Below are 17,344 nucleotides of genomic sequence, written 5' to 3' on the forward strand. Positions count from 1 at the left end.
GGTCGGGTCCTTAGCCGTGCGCCGGAAAGAGCCCACGGGGCTTCCAGAACAGCACCGCGGCCATCAACAGATAGATGAGGATCGAGGCCACGGCCGGGCCGGCGCTGCTGGCCGCCTCGGCGCCCAGCCAGTGGCCGAAGGCCATCGGGATCAGCGCGCGGCCGGCGGTGTCCACCACGCCGACCAGCAGCGCGCCGAACAGCGCACCGCGGATCGATCCGATGCCGCCGATCACGATCACCACGAAGGCCAGGATCAGGATGCTCTCGCCCATGCCCACCTGCACCGCCAGCAGCGGGCCCAGCATGCCGCCGGCCACCGCGCACAGGGCGGCACCCAGGCCGAACACCGCAGTGAAAAGCCGCCGCACGTTGGTGCCCATGGCCAGCGCCATCTCGCGGTTGGACGCGCCGGCGCGGACCTGCATGCCGAGCCGGGTGCGGGTCACCAGCACGTAAAGCAGCGCCGCCACGCCGAGGCCCACGCCGATGATCAGCAGCCGGTAAGCCGGGTAGAAGAAGCCAGGCAGCAGCTCGACCGGGCCCGACAGGCTGTCGGGCGGGTTCAGCGCGATCGGCTGCGAGCCCCAGAGCATGCGCACGCCCTCGTTGGCCATCAGCAGAATCGCGAAGGTGCCGAGCACCTGCGACAGGTGGTCGCGCTTGTAGAGACGGCGCAGCACCGTCACCTCTAGCAGCATGCCGACCAGCGCGGTGCCTGCGATGCCGACGCCCAGCCCGATCCAGAACGAGCCCGAGGCCGCCGCCGCGGTGGCGATCAGGTAGGCGCCCACCATGTAAAGCGAGCCGTGCGCCAGGTTGATCATGTCCATGATGCCGAACACCAGCGTGAGGCCGGCGGCCAGCAGGAACAGCATCAGCCCGAACTGCAGCCCGTTGAGCGACTGCTCCAGCACCAGCACGCCGGTCATGGCAACTCCCCGCTCATGGGGTCGAAATGGATCGGACGCCCGCTCATGCCGCCGGCATCTTGCAGCTGCCGACGTACGCGTCGGCGTGGTTCTTGAACACCGTGCCCAGCGTGCGGTTGGTCACCCGGCCCTGGGTGTCCTTGGTGATGACGCGCAGGTAGTAGTCCTGGATCGGGAAGTGGTTGGTGTTGAATTTGAACGGGCCGCGCACCGATTCGAAGCGTGCCGCCTCCAGCGCCTTGCGCACCGCGGCCTTGTCGCCCAGGTTGCCCTTCACGTCGCGCACCGCGCCGTCGATCAGGCGGGCCGCGTCGTAGCCCTGCGCCGCGTACAGCGTGGGCAGGCGACCGAACTCCTTCTGGAAATCGGCGACGAACTTCTTGTTGGCCGCGTTGTCCAGGTCGTGCGCCCAGAGCGAGCTGTTGAACATGCCGAGCATCGGCTCGCCCACCGCCTTGATCACGTCCTCGTCGGCCGAGAAGCCGGGGCCGAAGAGGGTCATGTCCTTCGACAGGCCCGAGCCCACGAACTGCTTGATGAAGTTGATGCCCAGGCCGCCCGGCAGGAAGATGTAGACCGCATCGGGCTTAGCCGCGCGCATCTTGGCGATCTCGGCGCCGTAGTCGAGCTGGTTGAGCGGCGTATAGCTCTCGAGTGCCACCTCGCCTTTGTAGAAACGTTTGAAGCCGGCCAGAGCGTCCTTGCCTGCCGGGTAGTTGGGGGCCAATAGCGCGACGCGCTTGAAGCCCTTGTCCTGCACCGTCTTGCCGACCGCTTCGTGCAGGTTGTCGTTCTGGTAGCTGGCGCTGAAGAAGTACGGGTTGCACTGGTCGCCGGCGTACTGCGACGGGCCGGCGTTGGCGCTGATGTAGAAGGTCTTCGAGGCGAAGGTGGGCGCGCCCACCGCCAGCATCACGTTGGAGAAGACCACACCCGTCATGAAGTCGACCTTGTCGCGCTTGATGAGCCGGTCGGCCGTCTGGCGGGCCACGTCGGGGCTCTGCTGGTCGTCGGCCACCACCACCTCGGCGGGCAGGCCGCCGAGCTTGCCGCCACCGTGCTTGACTGCCAGCTGGAAGCCGTCGCGGATGTCGATGCCCAGGCCCGCGCCGGGGCCCGACAGCGTGCTGAGCAAACCGATCTTGACCGCGTCGGCGGCCTGGGCGGAAACGGCCAGGGCAGCGAGCGCGGCCAGTGCCAGGGGCTTGAGCGAGGAAGCGAAAACGGTCTTCATGAAGCAACCTTTCTGTCGGTGGAGGCGTTGGCAGAACCAGAATCGGGCGCGTCGGAACGCCCCAGGCGAAAGCGCTGGAGTTTGCCTGTTTCGGTGCGCGGCAGCGAGGCCACGAACGCGATGGCACGGGGGTATTTGTACGGCGCCACCGTCTTTTTGACGAAGTCCTGCAGCGTGCGCACCGTCTCCGGTCCGTCTGAATGCTCTGGCCGCAGCACCACGAAGGCCTTGACGATCTGGCCGCGCTCTTCGTCGGGCACGCCGATCACGCCGCACTCGGCGACGGCCGGGTGCTGCAGCAGCGCCTCTTCCACCTCGGGCGAGGCGATGTTGTAGCCGGCCGAGATGATCATGTCGTCGGTGCGCGACTGGTAGTGGAAGTAGCCGTCGTCGTCCATCAGGTAGGCGTCGCCGGTCAGGTTCCAGCCGTCCTTCACGTACTGCGATTGCCGCGCGTCGTCGAGATAGCGGCAGCCGGTCGGGCCCTGCACCGCGAGCCGGCCCACCGTGTTGGGCGGCACCGGCCGGCCCTCGGCATCGACCACCCGGGCGCGGTAGCCCGGCACCGGCACGCCGGTGGCACCGGGGCGGGCTGCGGATTCGTCGGCCGAGATGAAGATGTGCAGCATCTCGGTCGCGCCGATGCCATCGATCAACTCGATGCCGGTGGCCTGCTTCCACAGCGCGCGGGTCGCCGCCGGCAATGCCTCGCCGGCCGAGACGCAGCGCCGCAGCGTGCCCGCGCGGATCGCGTCGCCGTGCGCGGCCAACGTGCGGTACGAGGTGGGCGCGGTGAAGAGCACCGTCGCGCCGAATTCGCGGATGCCGCCCTCCAGTTGCACGGGCGAAGCCTTCTCGAGCAGCACGGTGGAGGCGCCGACGGCCATCGGGAACAGCAGCAGACCGCCCAGGCCGAACGTAAAGGCCATCGGCGGGCTGCCGATGAACACGTCGTCGGCCGCGGGCTTGAGCACATGGCCCGGCCAGCAGGCGCAGATCGCCATCACGTCGCGGTGGAAATGCATCGTCGCCTTCGGCACGCCGGTGGTGCCCGAGGTGAAGGCCAGAATGCAGGTGTCGTCGGCGGCGGTATCGACGTTGTCGAAGGTCGCGGGCTGCGCGGCCATCGCGGCCTCCAGCCCGTCGGCCGACGGGTCGTTGAAGCAGCATACCTGCCGCAGCACCGGGCATTCGAGCGCCGCGGCGCGCAGTTCGCCCTCCAGCCGCAGGTCGCACAGCGCGTGGCTCACCTGGCCCTTGTCGACGATCGCCTGCAGTTCCTTGGCGCGAAGCAGCGGCATGGTCGCCACCGCGATGCCGCCGGCCTTGATGACCGCGAACCAGCAGGCCGCGAGCATCGGCGTGTTGGGCGCCCGCAGCAGCACCCGGTTGCCGGGCACCAGGCCCATGCGGTTCACCAGCACCTGGGCGATGCGGTTGGACTGGGCCAGCAGGTCGGCATAAGTCCAGCGCAGGCCGGCCCCCTGCACGCAAAGCCGGTCGCCCCAGCCCTTGGCGATCGCGTCGTCGAGCAGCGCGGTGGCGCAGTTCAGGCGCTCGGGGAACTGCAGTTCGGGCAGCTCGAACAGGTACGTGGGCTGCGCCTCGGCCGGCGGCAGCCGGTCGCGGGCGAAAGTGTCGGTGTGTGCGCTGGCCATGCGAGAAACCCCTTTTGGTGCGATGCGTCCAAAACCATGAATTACTTTAGAGCTAAAGCAATTGGCGGGCCAGCGGGATCACCCTAGGGTGGCGCCGCCGTGCGGTGCGGCGCCCTTCCATTCCTTGAGCAGGTCGCGCGCGATGATCAGTTGCTGCACCTCGGTGGCGCCCTCGTAGATGCGCAGCGAGCGGATCTCACGGTACAGGCGCTCGACCGGCTGGTCGCTCACCACGCCGAGCCCGCCCCACATCTGCACCGCCATGTCGATCACCTGCTGCGCGTTCTCGGTGGCGGTGAGCTTGGCCATGGCGGCTTCGCGGGTCACGTTGTGGCCCTGGTCGCGCATCCATGCGGCGCGGTAGGTGAGCAGCGCGGCGCTGTCGATGGCGGTGGCCATCTGGGCGAGCTTGGACTGCGTCAACTGGAAGTCGGCCAGCACGCCGCCGAACATGCGGCGCTGGGTGGCGCGGGCCATAGCCTCGTCGAGCGCGCGGCGGGCGAAGCCCAGCGCCGCGGCCGCCACCGACGTGCGGAACACGTCGAGCGTGCGCATCGCGATCTTGAAGCCCTCGCCTGCGGCCCCGATGCGCTGCGATGCAGGAATGCGGCAGCCGGTGAAGCGCAGCCGGGCCAGCGGATGCGGCGCGATCACCTCGATGCGCTCGGCGATCTCGAAACCGGGCGTGTCGGCATCGACGATGAAGGCGCTGATGCCTCTGGAACCTGGCGCCTCGCCGGTGCGGGCGAAGACAACGTAGAAGTCGGCGATGCCGCCGTTGGAGATCCAGGTCTTCTCGCCGTCGAGGACGTAGTCGCCGCCCTCCTCCCGGGCGGAGCAGGCCATCGCGGCCACGTCGGAACCGGCCTCGGGTTCGGACAACGCGAAGGCCGAGATCGCCTCGCCGCGCGCCACCCGGCCCAGGTAGCGGGCACGCTGATCGTCGCTGCCGGCCAGCGAGATCGCGCCGGAGCCCAGGCCCTGCATGGCGAACGCGAAGTCGGCCAGGCCCGCATGGCGTGCCAGGGTTTCGCGGATCAGGCAGATCGCGCGGGTGTCGATCGCATCGCCGGCCTTCGCCGCGACCGCGTGCGCCAGCCACCCTGCACGTCCCAAGCTGCGCACCAGGGCGCGGCAGGCGTCGTCGACATCGCGGCCGTGGGCCTCGGCGATGTGCTCGGCGGCCCAGGCGTCGAGCCGGCGGGCCAGGTCGCGGTGGTGGTCATCGAAGAAGGGCCAGTCGAGGTAGCGGGTGTCGCTCATGCGGTGTCTCCGGTGCGGCCCGTCCTGCGGACCGATCTATCAGGATTTATATAAAAAGTGCCTCTAGCGCTTATCCAATAAGCGCTACTAGCTATTAAATTTATAGCATCACCAATTTAACGTTGGCAACGCCCTCAGTTGCCCTCGAACACTGGCCGGCGCTTGTCCACGAAGGCGCGGTAGGCGCGCTCGAAGTCGCCGGTCAGCATGCACAGCGCCTGGGCCTGGGCCTCGGCCTCGATGGCCTGGTCGACCGTCATCGCCCATTCCTGGTGCAGCATCGTCTTGGTGATGCCGTTGGCGAAGGTGGGGCCGGCAGCGATGTCCTGCGCCAGCTTCTGCGCCTCGGCCGCCAGCGCGTCGGGATCGCACAGGCGGTTGAGGAAGCCCCAGCGCTCGGCTTCGTCACCGGGCAGCGAACGACCGGTGTAGAGCAGTTCCGACGCACGGCCCTGGCCCACGATGCGCGGCAGGATGGCGCAGGCGCCCATGTCGCAGCCGGCCAGGCCGACGCGGTTGAAGAGGAACGCTGTCTTGCTGCGGGCCGTGCCCAGCCGCAGGTCCGAGGCCATCGCCATGATCGCGCCGGCCCCGGCGCAGACGCCGTCGATGGCCGCGACGATGGGCTGCGGGCAGTGCCGCATCTCCGACACCAGCGCGCCGGTCATGCGGGTGAACATCAGCAGCTCGGGCGCCTTCAGCGCCACCAGCGGGCCGATGATCTCGTGCACGTCGCCGCCCGAGCAGAAGTTGCCGCCGGCGCCCTGCAGCACCATCACATGCACGTCGGTGGCGAAGCGCAGCCGGTGGAACAGGTCGCGCAGCTCGGCGTACGAATCGAAGGTGAGCGGGTTCTTGCGCTCGGGCCGGTTCAGGGTGATGGTGCCCACGCCGCCCTCCACCTGCCACAGGAAATGGGTGGCGGCGTAGTCGGCCAGCGTCTGGCGGTTGCCGGCGACGAGGGCCGGGTCGATGCGGTCGGTCATGGGGCGGGTCTCCTGCGGGGGGATGCGGCCGGCTTGGCGGCAGCGGTTTTCGGGGCGGCGGCCTTGTTTGCCGACGCGCGGACGGGCCGTTCGGTGCCGGGGTCGGATGGGGCCGCGGGCGGCGCGGCCTCCAGCGCCGTCTGGTGCTGCGACAGCTGGACACGCAGCCGGCCCAGCTGTCCGTAGAGCAGTTCCTTGTCGCCAACGCCCAGGCCCTGGAACATGGCGGTGAGCCAGGTTTCATGCTCTGCCGCCATCGCGGCGAATTCGGTGCGGCCCTTGGGCGTGAGCGCCACGCGCCAGGAGCGGCGGTCTTCCGGGTCGTCCACCCGGGTCACCAGGCCTTCCTTTTCCAGCTGGTCGGTGAGGCCGGTGATGTTGCCGCCGGTGACCATCAGGTAGCGCGAGAGCGCGTTCATCCGCAGCCCGCCGGGGTGGCGCTCCAGCTGGGCCAGGTAGTCGAAGCGCGGCAGCGTGGTGGCGAAACGCACGCGCAGTTGCTGGCTGATCTGTTGCTCGATTTGGGTGCTGCAGGCCAACAGGCGCAGCCAGATCTTCAGGTCGATATGGTCGTCCGCCACGGCGCGGGCTTCGTGGCCGATGCGGTCGTCGTCCAGCACGGGCACCAGTTGCAGTTTGGGAGGCTTTGCCATGTCACATCACCTCGCCGCCAGAAACGGAAATCGACTGCCCGGTGACCGCCGCCGCGCCGTCGCCGCAGAGCCAGGCCACCGTGTCGGCCACCTCGGCGGGCGACACCAGCCGGCCCTGCGGATTGCCGCGCACGAACTCGGCCTGCGCCTCGGCCGTGCTGCGGCCGGTCTTGGAGGCGACGCGGGCCACGCTGTCGCGCACGATGTCGGTATCGGTGTAGCCGGGGCAGACCGCGTTGACGGTGATGCCCTTGGCCGCCAGTTCCAGCGCCAGCGAGCGGGTCAGGCCGATCACGCCGTGCTTGGCCGCGGCGTAGGCGGCCACGTAGGCGTAGCCGCGCAGGCCAGCAGTGCTGGCGACGTTGACTATGCGGCCCGCGCCCGCTGAAAGCAGATCGGGCAATGCGGACTGCGTGCAGGTGAAGGTGCCGGTCAGGTTGACCTCCAGCATCCGCTGCCAGTGGGCCGCGTCCATCCGGTGGAACGGCACGCTCTCGGCCTGCCCGGCGTTGTTGACCAGGATCGCGACCGGGCCGGCCGCGGCGCGCGCGGTGGCGAAGGCACCGGCGACGCTGGACTCCGAGGTGATGTCACAGGCGACCGGCAACGCCTGGGCCGATGCCGGCAGCCGGGCCGCCAGCGCCTGCAGGGTGTCGAGATTGCGGCCCAGCAGCGTGAGCACCGCGCCCTCGCCCGCCAGCCGCTCGGCGATCGCGGCGCCGATGCCGCGCGCCGCGCCGGTGATGACCGCGTGGCGGCCTTGCAGGAGCGCCATGTCAGCTCGCCTCCGCTTGCTGGGCGAGCTGCAGCGGCGACATTGCGGCGGCCTGCGCTGCGACGGTCCTTTCGCGCTCCAGGTTGCGTTCCAGCTGCACCTTGCCGGCCTGGTACTGCTTGGGCCACGCCACGTCGAAGTAGCCGATGCGCGCCGCTTCGTTCAGCGTCCAGGCCGGGTTGGCCAGGTGCGGCCGCGCCACGGCGCACAGGTCGGCCCGGCCGGCGGCGATGATGCTGTTGACATGGTCGGCTTCGGAGATCGCGCCGACCGCGATGGTGGCGATGCCCGCCTCGTTGCGCACCCGGTCGGAGAACGGCGTCTGGAACATGCGGCCGTAGACCGGCTTTTCCTTCTTGCTGACCTGGCCCGACGAGCAGTCGATCATGTCGGCGCCGGCCGCCTTGAAGGCCCGCGCGATCCGTACCGCATCGTCGGGCGTGATGCCGCCCGCGACCCAGTCGTGCGCCGAGATGCGGACCGACATCGGCTTGTCCTCCGGCCAGGCCGCACGCATCGCGGCGAACACCTCCAGCGGATAGCGCAGCCGGTTCTCCAGGGAGCCGCCATAGTCGTCGGTTCGCTGGTTGGTCAGCGGCGAGATGAAGCTGCTGAACAGGTAGCCGTGCGCGCAGTGGAACTCCAGCCAGTCGAAGCCGGCCTCGTCGGCCCAGCGGGTCGATTGCACGAACTCGGCCTGCACCCGGTCCATGTCCTCGCGGGTCATGGCGTGCGACCAGTCGCTCACGCCGTCGAGGTACTGCTGCGGCGAGGCCGACAGCAGCCGCCAGCGGTCGGCCTCGGGCAGGGGCTGGTCGATGCCGTCCCAGGCCAGCCGCGTCGCGCCCTTGGCACCGGCGTGGCCCAGCTGCAGCGCCATCTTGGCGCCGCTCTGCGCATGGGCCAGGTCGACGATGCGCTTCCAGCCGTCGCGCTGGGCAGTGTTCCACAGGCCGGGGCAGCCGGGCGTGATGCGGGCATCGGGCGAGGGGCAGGTCATCTCGGCGAAGACCAGGCCGGCACCGCCCATGGCGCGGGCGCCCAGGTGCATCAGATGGAAATCGGCGGGCAGCCCGTCGACGCAGGAGTACTGCGCCATCGGCGAGACGACGACCCGGTTCTTCAACGTCACGCCGCGCAGGGTGAAGGGGGTGAACATCGGCGGCACCGCACGCTGGTTGGCGCCGCGCTGCAGGCCCGCACGCTGGGCGATCCAGTCCTCGTAGCGCTCCACGTAGCCCTTGTCGCGCAACCGCAGGTTCTCGTGGCTGATGCGCTGGCTGCGGGTGAGCAGCGAATAGGCGAACTGCTCGGGCGGCAGGCTGGCGTAGCGGTCGACGTTCTCGAACCATTCGGTCGAATTGCGGGCCGCGTTCTGGATGCGCAGCACCTCGATGCTGCGCACCGCCTCGTAGTCGGCGAGTGCGGCGGCCAGGTCGCCGGGCTTGCGGCCGATGCAGCGGGCCAGCTCGATCGAATCCTCAAGCGCCAGCTTGGTGCCCGAGCCGATCGAGAAATGCGCGGTGTGGGCGGCGTCGCCCATCAGCACCACCGGCGCATGGCCGTTGTGGTGCACCCAGTGGCCGCAGACCACCCGCGGGAAGCGGATCCATTGGGCCGAACCGCGCAGGTGGCTGGCGTTGGAGATCAGCGGGTTCCCATCGAGCTGCTTGGCAAAGAGCTTCTCGCAGAAGGCGATGGCGTCTTCCTTCTCCATCGTCTCCAGGCCGGCGGCGCGCCAGACGTCCTCGGGCGCCTCGACGATGAAGGTGGAAGTGCTGTCGTCGAAGCGGTAGGCATGGGCCTGGAACCAGCCGTGCTCGGTCTTCTCGAACGCGAAGGTGAAGGCGTCGAACAGCTTGTGGGTGCCGAGCCAGACGAAGCGGCACAGCCGCAGGTCGATGTCGGGCTGGTAGGTGGCGGCGTACTTGGCGCGGATGCGGCTGTTGAGGCCGTCGGCGGCGATGACCAGGTCGGCGTCGGCGTAGGCGGTGTCGTCCTGCACGTCGGTCTCGAAGACGAGTTCCACGCCCAGTTGCTCGCAGCGCGCCTGCAGGATGTTGAGCAGGCGCTTGCGGCCGATGCCGCAGAAGCCGTGGCCGCCCGAGCGCACGCTGTGGCCCTGGATGTGCACCTCGATGTCGTCCCAGTGGTTGAACGCGTCGAGGATCTGCGCCGCAGTGACCGGGTCGGCCGCCTGCAGGTTGCCCAGCGTCTGGTCGGAGAACACCACGCCCCAGCCGAAGGTGTCGTAGGGCCGGTTGCGCTCCACCACCCGGATCTCGTGGGCCGGGTTCTGCAGCTTCATGAGCAGCGCGAAATACAGGCCCGAAGGCCCACCGCCGATGCAGACAATCTTCATGACACGCCGCTTTCCAAGTCCAGAAGCGGCCAGTTTGTTGTCAATTAGTTTAGTTGTCAACTAAATTGACGTCTGCAGGGCAAGCCGTGCAGCCAGCGATGGCTGAACCTGCTTTCAGGGTGTGAGGTTCGCAGCAGTGGCGACAGCCGGCTTGCAATCCACGGTGATTCCGTAGAGCGCCAGCAGCCCCAGCACATGGCCGACGGCCACCCCGGGCTCGCCCGATTCGATGCGGCCAATGGTTTGCACATGCACGCCCAACCGGGTTGCCGCCGCCGCCTGGCCTTCGCCCGCGGAAAGCCGCGCTTGCCTGGCCGCAGCGCCCAGCGCGCGAATGGCCGCGAGTGCGTCGTCAGCGATGTCTATGGATACACGTTTGCCTTGGGCCATGACTGCATTCTGACGCGCGTTACGAAAATCGGCCTCAGCCTTTCTGGCGACGGCATCGGTCGGAGCAGTACTTCACCTCGGCCCAGTTCTTCGCCCAGCTGCGTCGCCACGTCATCGGCAGGCCGCAGGCTGCGCAGATCTTGCTCGGCAAATCGGCCTTGTTACCGGGTTGTTGGCGGCCCGCACCGTTACCGCCTGTGTTGGACTTAGCTCGGGACATCGGGCGATGGTATCCAGTCCCACACCGTACGCCGCCCGCCACCCACGGCCCGCAGGTGCGAGATCGGATGTGATTGCGCTTCAGCCCTACAGGAGAAGACTGTCATGACTACGTCTCAGCGCAAGAAGGCAGACAGCGCCAAGCCATGGAACAAGGACAACCCCAAGGAAGGGGAAGAGAAGAAGCACCTGACGCCGGCCCAGAAAGCCTCTGCCAAGCGGCATGCGAAGGAAGCAGGCCGGCCCTACCCGAATCTGGTGGACAACATGCGCGCGGCGGCCAGCGCTTCAAAGCAGTAACCATGGCGGTCGCTCACTCCGCAGATGCGCCGAACGCGGCGATATCCGAAGCCATGATCGAAGTCCGGATCTTTTTCTTGCTGGCGACACGGCAAGAGGGCGCCACCATTTGCCCGTCAGAAGTGGCGCGATCCCTGGCGGGGGCGGACGGGCCGTGGCGTGATCTGATGCCGCAGATCCGTGACGTGGCTGGAGGCTTGGTGAAAGAACACCGCCTCAGCGTGACCCGGCGCGGCGAGCCCGTGGACTCGAACGAGCCCGGCGGCCCCATCCGCCTGGGCCGCGCCATCCCATGACGCTGCCTTCCGGGTCGCCATATCCCGTCACTCCGGATGGGCGCTACTTCGTCGTGCGCGGGCGGCTCTGGCGCATGGCCGACCCATCATTGAACGAAATGCAGCGCAGTGCGCTGGTCAAGGAACTGATGGATGCACGCCGTGCGCTCAGAGGAACGCCGACCCCAGAAGCGAAAGCCGCAGCGCGACAGGCCGTGCAACGGGCGAAAGTGGCGCTGGGTGAGCGGGGGCCGGTCTGGTGGGGCGATGGGACGCCCGATGAGAACCGCAAACTGGTGCGCAATACGTCCTATGCGGCTTGGGCCGATGACACCGGCGCCACAGACACCGAACCATCAGCTGCAGGCCGCAGTGCACGAGCCAAATAGGCCGCCGTGCGGGAGCCATCGCACCGCGCCACGTCTTCAGGCGTGCCACTGGCCACGATGCGACCACCCTCCTCACCCGCGCCCGGACCCATGTCGATCACCCAGTCGCTCGAAGCGACGAAATGCATGTCGTGCTCGACGACGACCACCATGTTGCCCGCCTGCACCAGTGCGTCGAGTTGCTGCAGCAATCGGTCCACATCGGCCGGGTGCAGCCCCGTCGTGGGCTCGTCCAGCACGTACAGCGTGTGGCCGCGTTGCGTACGCTGCAGCTCGGTCGCGAGCTTGATGCGCTGCGCCTCACCGCCTGACAGCTCGGTGGCCGGCTGCCCCAACCGCAGGTAGCCGAGCCCGATGTCGCGCAGCACCTGCAGCGGCCTCAGCACGCCGGGCTCTGAAGCGAAGGCCTCGCAGGCGGCGTCCACCGTGAGTTGCAGCACGTCGGCAATCGTGAGGCCGCTCCAGGTGATGGCCAGCGTCTGGGGGTTGTAGCGCGCACCGTGGCAGGTGGGGCACGGCGCATACACGCTGGGCAGGAAAAGCAATTCCACACTGACAAAGCCCTCACCCTCGCAAGTGTGGCACCGGCCCTTGGCGACGTTGAACGAAAAACGGCCTGCGTCGTAGCGCTTCTTGCGCGCGGCCGGTGTGGCAGCAAACAGCTTGCGCACGGCGTCGAAAAGACCGGTGTACGTGGCAAGGTTCGACCGAGGTGTGCGGCCAATCGGTTTCTGGTCGACGCACACCAGCCGGCGCACTTGATCCAGCGAGCCGCCGAGCCGGCCGCCGATGGGGGCTGCTTCGCCCTCTGCACCAATCGCGTCCGGGTCGTCGTCGCCCGCGGTGGCGTTAGGCGGGCTGTCCATCAATCCGTCCTGCCCTGCCGGCGATGCGTTTTGCCCTAGATGCGCCGCGACCAACTCCAGCAGCGCCTGGCTGACCAGGCTGGACTTGCCCGAGCCGGAGACGCCCGTGACCGCAGTCAGGCAACCGGTGGGAAACGCAGCATTCACTCCGCGCAGGTTATGACGGTGCACATCCTCGAGCGTCAGCCAGGACTGGGGGGTGCGTGGGGCACGGCGAAGTCGCTCACCATCTTCAAACAGGTAACGACGGGTCTGCGAATCCGGCACGTCGGCCAGCCCGGGTGGCGGGCCACTGTAGAGCACGCGGCCGCCGCGCTCGCCAGCCTTCGGGCCCACGTCCACCAGCCAATCAGCACGGCGCATGGTGGCCACGTCGTGCTCCACCACGAAGATCGAATTGCCGGCAGCCTTCAAACGCTCCAGCGCTGCCAATAACGACTCGGTGTCGGCCGGGTGCAGCCCGGCGGAGGGCTCGTCGAGCACGTAAACCACCCCAAAGAGCTGCGAGGCCAGCTGTGTCGCCAGGCGCAGCCGTTGCAGTTCGCCGGGGGACAGGGTGGGTGTTGCCCGGTCGAGCGAGAGGTAGCCCAGGCCCAGGTCTGTCAACGCTCGAACACGGGCCAGCAACTCCTGCGCAATGCGTTGGGCGGCCAGCTGTTTTTCTGCCGACTGGTTCGGGGTGCGGCGGATATCAGGAGCGCTGACATGGGACGTCCCTCCCCCAGCCACCCGCTTGGCAGTGGCGCGCGCACTAGCGGCCTTGGGGAGGACGTTCTTGTCAGCACCTGCTGCCGAGCCTTGCGGTTGCACCCCCCCGGCTATCGGCCCCAGAACCTCGGCCAACGCCGCCAGCGGCAAGTGCGTGAAGTCGCCGATGTCCAGCCCGCAGAACGTGACGGACAAGGCTTCGGGCTTGAGCCGCTTGCCGTGGCAGACGGGGCATGGTGTACCCACCACGAACTGCGACACCTTGCGCTTCATCATTGCGCTCTGGCTGGTTGCGAAGGTATGCATCACATAGCGGCGCGCGCCGGTGAAGGTGCCCATGTAGCTGGGCTGCTGGCCGGCGCGACGGGCACGGCGCGCTTCTTCCCTCGCGAAGCCGGCGTACACCGGCACGGTGGGTTGCTCGTCGGTGAACAGGATCCAGTCGCGCGTCTTGCGCGGCAGGTCGCGCCAGGGCACGTCGATGTCATGGCCCAGCGTGGTCAGGATGTCGCGCAGGTTCTGCCCCTGCCAGGCGCTGGGCCAGGCGGCCACGGCGCGCTGGCGCACCGTGAGCGAGTCGTCGGGCACCATCGATGCTTCGGTCACCTCATACACCCGGCCCAGTCCGTGGCAATGCCCACACGCACCTTGCGGCGTGTTGGGAGAGAAGTCTTCCGCATAGAGCATGGGCTGGCTGGCCGGATAGCGGCCCGCCCGGGAATACAGCATGCGCACCAGACTGGAGATGGTGGTGACGCTTCCTACCGACGAACGCGCCGTAGGCGTGCCCCGCTGCTGTTGCAGCGCCACAGCCGGCGGCAGGCCGTCGATAGCGTCGACTTGCGGCACGCCCACCTGATCGATAAGGCGCCGCGCATAAGGGGCCACAGATTCAAAATACCGGCGCTGCGCCTCGGCGTAGATCGTGCCGAAGGCCAGAGACGATTTGCCGGAGCCGGAAACGCCGGTGAACACTACGATGGCATCGCGTGGAATCTCCACATCCACGTTCTTCAAATTGTGTTCTCGGGCGCCCCGCACGCGAATGAATCCATCGAACGAGATAGGGGGCTGCTTCGATGGGCGTGGCATGTGCGCGATGGGAGTACGAAATTCTGGAAAACGAGCGGTATTGGGGAACCGGGTACGGTGCTTAACGTGATGCAGGAATGGACGTACCTGGCGCAGAGACATGCGGCGACTCGGTGCCGTAGCTGTTTGCAGGGTCGTACATCTTGTCGCGCATCAAAAACGCTGTGGCACCCACAGCAATGGCCGCAATGGCGACCACCGCCACGATGATGCGGATGGTAGGCGCCCTGTACTTGGACTGTGGCGCATCCCTCTTCTCACCAGTCGTACGGGAATTATCTTTTTGCTGCTCAGCCTGGGCCATGGTTATCTCCTGTTGATCCAAGCTTCAAACTAGCTGGCAGAACCGCCACGGTTTGTGGGACAAAGTGGAAGCTGTTGTCAGCCAAGGCTTCGCTATAGGTTGAAGGCATCATCGAAAGGGGTCGATCATGCGATGGTTTGATGCCATTGGACATGTGTCGTGCATGAACAGAACAGACCAGGAGAGGCGATGCCAACGAACGAATCAAAAGAGTGGGCCGGTGCGACAGCGCTCGCCATCGACGGACGAGCAGGCTCTTCACACGCAGAGCCCTCCTCATTTGAAATCGCGCTTGAGCATCAACTTGCAGGCCGGTGGGACGCAGCGGAGGGGCTGTACCGCGCCATGCTGGCCGCCGACCCCGGGCATGCAGAGGCGTTGCATTTCTTCGGCGTGCTGCGACACCAGCAAGGGCATGAAGATGAAGGTCGAGCGCTGGTTGAGCAGTCGTTGGCCCTACAACCACATCGGCCCGACTGGCACAACACCTGGGGCAACATGCTGTCGGCGCAAGGCAGCAGCGAGGAAGCTGTGGCCGCTTTCATGGCTGCTCTGGAACTGGATGCTCGCCACATCCATGCCTGGAACAATCTGGGTGCCGTACTGCTGACCCTGGGCCATGCGCAAGATGCCATCGCTGCACTGCGCAACGCGGTCGAATTGGATCCCTCATTCCGGGCCGCCCACCAAAACCTCGGAGATGCATGGCGGCAAGCTGGAGACGCCCACGCCGCTGCTCTGTGCTACTGCGCGGAGTACGTGTTGAGACCGGCCGAGGAAAGACGCCGCGACATTCTGGGCATCGCGTACAGCCAGCTCGGACGTCACGAAGAAGCCGCACAGGTCTACACCGCCTGGCTGGTCGACGAACCTGGCCATCCCATCGCGTCGCACCTGCTTGCGGCAAGTCGTGGGCACGCACCCCTCGACCGCGCGTCCTCGGAGTATCTGCAAACCTACTTCGACGCCTATGCCGATACCTTCGAAAACAAACTGGTGGGTGATCTGGAATACGGCATTCCGGCGCTCGTTGGCGACATGCTGGCGGCCCTGCAGACACCGGCACACAGCCTGCGCATATTGGACGCCGGCTGCGGCACCGGCCTGTGCGGACCCGAGCTTCGCCCATTCGCCAGGCAACTCGAAGGCGTGGACTTGTCTACCAAGTCGCTCGTTGTCGCTAAAGAAAAAGGGGTGTACAACAACCTGCATTCACGCGATATCGTGGAGTACCTGACTGCATGCGCGCCTGCCAGTTGGGACGTGCTGGTCGCGGCAGACGTGTTGATCTATTTTGGAAGCCTGGTGCCGTTCACGACGGCCGCACACGCTGCGCTGGCCAGCAGGGGTAGCCTTCTGGCATCGTTTGAAGTCAAGGATGAAACAGCAGCCGGTGAAAGCGAGACTTCGATGGAGTCCGGCTATGTCCTGCAACCTTCGGGCCGATACAGCCACCGCAAGGACTATCTGCTGCGAACCCTGCAGGAGCGCGGCTTTACCGTGCGGGAGATGAAGTCGCTGGCCATCCGCAAAGAGTTGGGACGTCCGGTCCAGGGATTGTTGTTGATGGCAACACGAACGGCATGATGGCATGGCAGCGCCATCTGGGATGAGAAAGGTACGGGCTGTCTGGTCGTGACTGTCACCAACCCACCGGAGCGCCTGGCCGGCAAGCCAGTACAAGCTCCTGGGAGGCAGTTAATCCGTACGGTTGACCCAGCGTGGCTCGGGTGGCAGCGTGATGGCCTTCATCAGACAGTGCAACCTGAGCGCCCCTACCGAGAGCGAGGATGCGCCATAAAGAATCTGAGCATCTCCGCGCTGGCATCGACGCCATTCGGATTGGTGTAGCTGCCACTGGCGCTGCCACCCGACCACGCATGTCCTGCGCCATGCAGTTGCCAGTATTCGGTTTGTGTCCTACCGTCACCATCGGTGTAGACAGTGCGCGTGTGCCGCTCGCCGCGGTGGGATGTTCCCTCGGTCGCACGTTTCGTCACCTTGCCGGATTCTCCGCCCGCCCCATTCACGACATCAGCTCCAGCGCTGCTGACAGCACGGGCGATGGCTTCTCCGTTGCTGACATGCACGGTGGAGTCGGCGTCTCCATGGAACACGATGGTCGGCAGCGCTGAAGCACGCCGCTGGACAGCTGCCGCAGAGGGGCTGCCACTGCGCATGACCGACAGCGCAGACATCACGTCCGCCGCACATCCCTGCGGCAACCCGGAATGCACTCCCACCGCTGCAAACACATCGGGGTAGCAGTGTCCGACGATGTCTGCCATCGCCCCGCCCGCAGATAGCCCCGCCACGTAGATCCTGGCGGGATCCACACGGTGTTCGGTACCGATCGACTGCGCCAAGGCAGCAATGACCGACGGCTCGCCCCGCCCGCGGCGCTGGTGCTGCGGCTTGAACCAGTTCCAGCATTTCTGCGCGTTGTCGTGTTGCGTCTGCTCGGGGTACAGCACCACCATGTCCAAGCCCCTGGCCAGCGTATTCATCTGCGTGCCAGCGGCAAAGTCGTCCGCGCCTTGCGTGCATCCATGCAGCATCACCACCATGGGCCGCAGAGCGGTATCACCCGATGCAGTGGGTGGCAGGTAAAACCGGTATGCCAGCGTACGTCCCTGGTGGGTGAAGCTTGCGCGCTGCCAACATTCACCGCGCCCGGTGTGGGCTGGCTTCACCGAGTCCACCGGCGATGGCGCCGCCGCGTCATCAACCACTCGAGTCAGACCGGCCGGCACAAGCTTCCCCAAGGTGTCAGCGGACGCAGTGGTTTGCGGTGGGGGCGTTGCCAGAGAGCCGTCGCGGGCCATTCCGCGCAAAGCACGCCGTATCGTCTGGGTGGCCTCGGCAAGCCTCCCTTGTTGTGTGGACCGTGCCGCACCGGCCATCAGCTGTTGGAAGAGTTCGTTCATGGGGGCTTTCGT

The 17,344-nt window shown here is 67.1% G+C and carries 17 protein-coding genes; 4 read left to right on the forward strand and 13 right to left on the reverse strand.

Translation table 11 applies throughout. From position 1 onward, the window contains the following. Positions 1-10 precede the first annotated feature (10 nt). From RQI28_RS07095 to RQI28_RS07140, 10 genes are all read right to left on the reverse strand, one after another. On the reverse strand, positions 11-931 hold the full coding sequence (locus RQI28_RS07095) for a branched-chain amino acid ABC transporter permease (RefSeq protein ID WP_311221905.1): 921 nt from the start codon (positions 929-931) through the stop codon (positions 11-13). A 43-nt stretch (positions 932-974) separates the two neighbouring features. Then, entirely contained in the window at positions 975-2,165 is a 1,191-nt protein-coding gene (locus RQI28_RS07100) for an ABC transporter substrate-binding protein (protein WP_311221906.1), read from the reverse strand. Next, complete coding sequence (locus RQI28_RS07105) at positions 2,162-3,823, reverse strand: AMP-binding protein (RefSeq protein ID WP_311221907.1); 1,662 nt, start codon at positions 3,821-3,823, stop codon at positions 2,162-2,164. The genes RQI28_RS07100 and RQI28_RS07105 overlap by 4 nt, the downstream gene beginning before the upstream one ends. Positions 3,824-3,901: 78 nt before the next feature. Then, positions 3,902-5,086: an acyl-CoA dehydrogenase family protein gene (locus RQI28_RS07110; RefSeq protein WP_311221908.1), complete on the reverse strand. Its 1,185-nt coding sequence runs from the start codon at positions 5,084-5,086 to the stop codon at positions 3,902-3,904. A 134-nt stretch (positions 5,087-5,220) separates the two neighbouring features. Continuing rightward, positions 5,221-6,072 carry an enoyl-CoA hydratase family protein gene (locus tag RQI28_RS07115; RefSeq protein WP_311221909.1) on the reverse strand — a complete coding sequence of 284 codons (852 nt, stop codon included), beginning with the start codon at positions 6,070-6,072 and terminating at the stop codon, positions 5,221-5,223. Further along, positions 6,069-6,725 (reverse strand): MarR family transcriptional regulator, encoded by a 657-nt coding sequence (locus tag RQI28_RS07120; RefSeq protein WP_311221910.1) that lies wholly within the window; start codon positions 6,723-6,725, stop codon positions 6,069-6,071. The genes RQI28_RS07115 and RQI28_RS07120 overlap by 4 nt, the downstream gene beginning before the upstream one ends. A 1-nt stretch (position 6,726) precedes the next feature. Next, positions 6,727-7,500, reverse strand: coding sequence for an SDR family NAD(P)-dependent oxidoreductase (locus RQI28_RS07125; RefSeq protein ID WP_311221911.1), 774 nt, complete (start codon positions 7,498-7,500; stop codon positions 6,727-6,729). 1 nt (position 7,501) lies between these two features. Beyond that, positions 7,502-9,862: a bifunctional salicylyl-CoA 5-hydroxylase/oxidoreductase gene (locus tag RQI28_RS07130; RefSeq protein ID WP_311221912.1), complete on the reverse strand. Its 2,361-nt coding sequence runs from the start codon at positions 9,860-9,862 to the stop codon at positions 7,502-7,504. 114 nt (positions 9,863-9,976) lie between these two features. Continuing rightward, positions 9,977-10,252 carry a helix-turn-helix transcriptional regulator gene (locus RQI28_RS07135; RefSeq protein ID WP_311221913.1) on the reverse strand — a complete coding sequence of 92 codons (276 nt, stop codon included), beginning with the start codon at positions 10,250-10,252 and terminating at the stop codon, positions 9,977-9,979. 34 nt (positions 10,253-10,286) lie between these two features. Next, positions 10,287-10,472, reverse strand: a complete 186-nt coding sequence (locus tag RQI28_RS07140; RefSeq protein ID WP_311221914.1) for a DUF2256 domain-containing protein — start codon at positions 10,470-10,472, stop codon at positions 10,287-10,289. Between the two features lie 104 nt (positions 10,473-10,576). Here RQI28_RS07140 and RQI28_RS07145 point away from each other — a divergent pair, with 104 nt between their 5' ends. From RQI28_RS07145 to RQI28_RS07155, 3 genes are read left to right on the forward strand one after another with little or no spacing between them, the layout of a single operon-like run. After that, complete coding sequence (locus RQI28_RS07145) at positions 10,577-10,771, forward strand: hypothetical protein (protein ID WP_311221915.1); 195 nt, start codon at positions 10,577-10,579, stop codon at positions 10,769-10,771. A gap of 2 nt (positions 10,772-10,773) precedes the next feature. After that, positions 10,774-11,067, forward strand: a complete 294-nt coding sequence (locus tag RQI28_RS07150) for a DUF3253 domain-containing protein (protein WP_311221916.1) — start codon at positions 10,774-10,776, stop codon at positions 11,065-11,067. Beyond that, positions 11,064-11,435 (forward strand): hypothetical protein, encoded by a 372-nt coding sequence (locus RQI28_RS07155; protein ID WP_311221917.1) that lies wholly within the window; start codon positions 11,064-11,066, stop codon positions 11,433-11,435. The genes RQI28_RS07150 and RQI28_RS07155 overlap by 4 nt, the downstream gene beginning before the upstream one ends. Here the strand turns inward: RQI28_RS07155 and RQI28_RS07160 are convergent. Next, positions 11,357-14,101 carry an excinuclease ABC subunit UvrA gene (locus RQI28_RS07160; protein ID WP_311221918.1) on the reverse strand — a complete coding sequence of 915 codons (2,745 nt, stop codon included), beginning with the start codon at positions 14,099-14,101 and terminating at the stop codon, positions 11,357-11,359. The genes RQI28_RS07155 and RQI28_RS07160 overlap by 79 nt on opposite strands. 61 nt (positions 14,102-14,162) lie before the next feature. Further along, a complete protein-coding gene (locus tag RQI28_RS07165) occupies positions 14,163-14,405 on the reverse strand; it encodes a hypothetical protein (protein ID WP_311221919.1) in 243 nt (80 codons plus the stop codon). Between the two features lie 159 nt (positions 14,406-14,564). Between RQI28_RS07165 and RQI28_RS07170 the strand changes: the two genes are divergently transcribed. Continuing rightward, the gene (locus RQI28_RS07170) at positions 14,565-15,992 is read left to right on the forward strand and encodes a tetratricopeptide repeat protein (protein WP_311221920.1); all 1,428 of its coding nucleotides are present in this window, start codon (positions 14,565-14,567) and stop codon (positions 15,990-15,992) included. A gap of 188 nt (positions 15,993-16,180) precedes the next feature. Here RQI28_RS07170 and RQI28_RS07175 read toward each other — a convergent pair whose 3' ends face one another. Beyond that, entirely contained in the window at positions 16,181-17,332 is a 1,152-nt protein-coding gene (locus RQI28_RS07175; protein ID WP_311221921.1) for a PHB depolymerase family esterase, read from the reverse strand. Positions 17,333-17,344 lie beyond the last annotated feature (12 nt).

The organism is Acidovorax sp. WCS2018Noco2-16, assembly GCF_031843945.1.
Lineage (GTDB): Bacteria > Pseudomonadota > Gammaproteobacteria > Burkholderiales > Burkholderiaceae_C > Paracidovorax.

Excerpts from the sequence above, each read along its gene's own strand:
- RQI28_RS07100 (WP_311221906.1), bottom strand. The coding sequence starts at position 2,165 with ATGAAGACCGTTTTCGCTTCCTCGCTCAAGCCCCTGGCACTGGCCGCG.
- RQI28_RS07110 (WP_311221908.1), bottom strand. The coding sequence starts at position 5,086 with ATGAGCGACACCCGCTACCTCGACTGGCCCTTCTTCGATGACCACCAC.
- RQI28_RS07130 (WP_311221912.1), bottom strand. The coding sequence starts at position 9,862 with ATGAAGATTGTCTGCATCGGCGGTGGGCCTTCGGGCCTGTATTTCGCG.
- RQI28_RS07135 (WP_311221913.1), bottom strand. The coding sequence starts at position 10,252 with ATGGCCCAAGGCAAACGTGTATCCATAGACATCGCTGACGACGCACTC.
- RQI28_RS07120 (WP_311221910.1), bottom strand. The coding sequence starts at position 6,725 with ATGGCAAAGCCTCCCAAACTGCAACTGGTGCCCGTGCTGGACGACGAC.
- RQI28_RS07115 (WP_311221909.1), bottom strand. The coding sequence starts at position 6,072 with ATGACCGACCGCATCGACCCGGCCCTCGTCGCCGGCAACCGCCAGACG.
- RQI28_RS07155 (WP_311221917.1), top strand. The coding sequence starts at position 11,064 with ATGACGCTGCCTTCCGGGTCGCCATATCCCGTCACTCCGGATGGGCGC.
- RQI28_RS07150 (WP_311221916.1), top strand. The coding sequence starts at position 10,774 with ATGGCGGTCGCTCACTCCGCAGATGCGCCGAACGCGGCGATATCCGAA.
- RQI28_RS07160 (WP_311221918.1), bottom strand. The coding sequence starts at position 14,101 with ATGCCACGCCCATCGAAGCAGCCCCCTATCTCGTTCGATGGATTCATT.
- RQI28_RS07175 (WP_311221921.1), bottom strand. The coding sequence starts at position 17,332 with ATGAACGAACTCTTCCAACAGCTGATGGCCGGTGCGGCACGGTCCACA.
- RQI28_RS07105 (WP_311221907.1), bottom strand. The coding sequence starts at position 3,823 with ATGGCCAGCGCACACACCGACACTTTCGCCCGCGACCGGCTGCCGCCG.
- RQI28_RS07095 (WP_311221905.1), bottom strand. The coding sequence starts at position 931 with ATGACCGGCGTGCTGGTGCTGGAGCAGTCGCTCAACGGGCTGCAGTTC.
- RQI28_RS07140 (WP_311221914.1), bottom strand. The coding sequence starts at position 10,472 with ATGTCCCGAGCTAAGTCCAACACAGGCGGTAACGGTGCGGGCCGCCAA.
- RQI28_RS07165 (WP_311221919.1), bottom strand. The coding sequence starts at position 14,405 with ATGGCCCAGGCTGAGCAGCAAAAAGATAATTCCCGTACGACTGGTGAG.
- RQI28_RS07145 (WP_311221915.1), top strand. The coding sequence starts at position 10,577 with ATGACTACGTCTCAGCGCAAGAAGGCAGACAGCGCCAAGCCATGGAAC.
- RQI28_RS07125 (WP_311221911.1), bottom strand. The coding sequence starts at position 7,500 with ATGGCGCTCCTGCAAGGCCGCCACGCGGTCATCACCGGCGCGGCGCGC.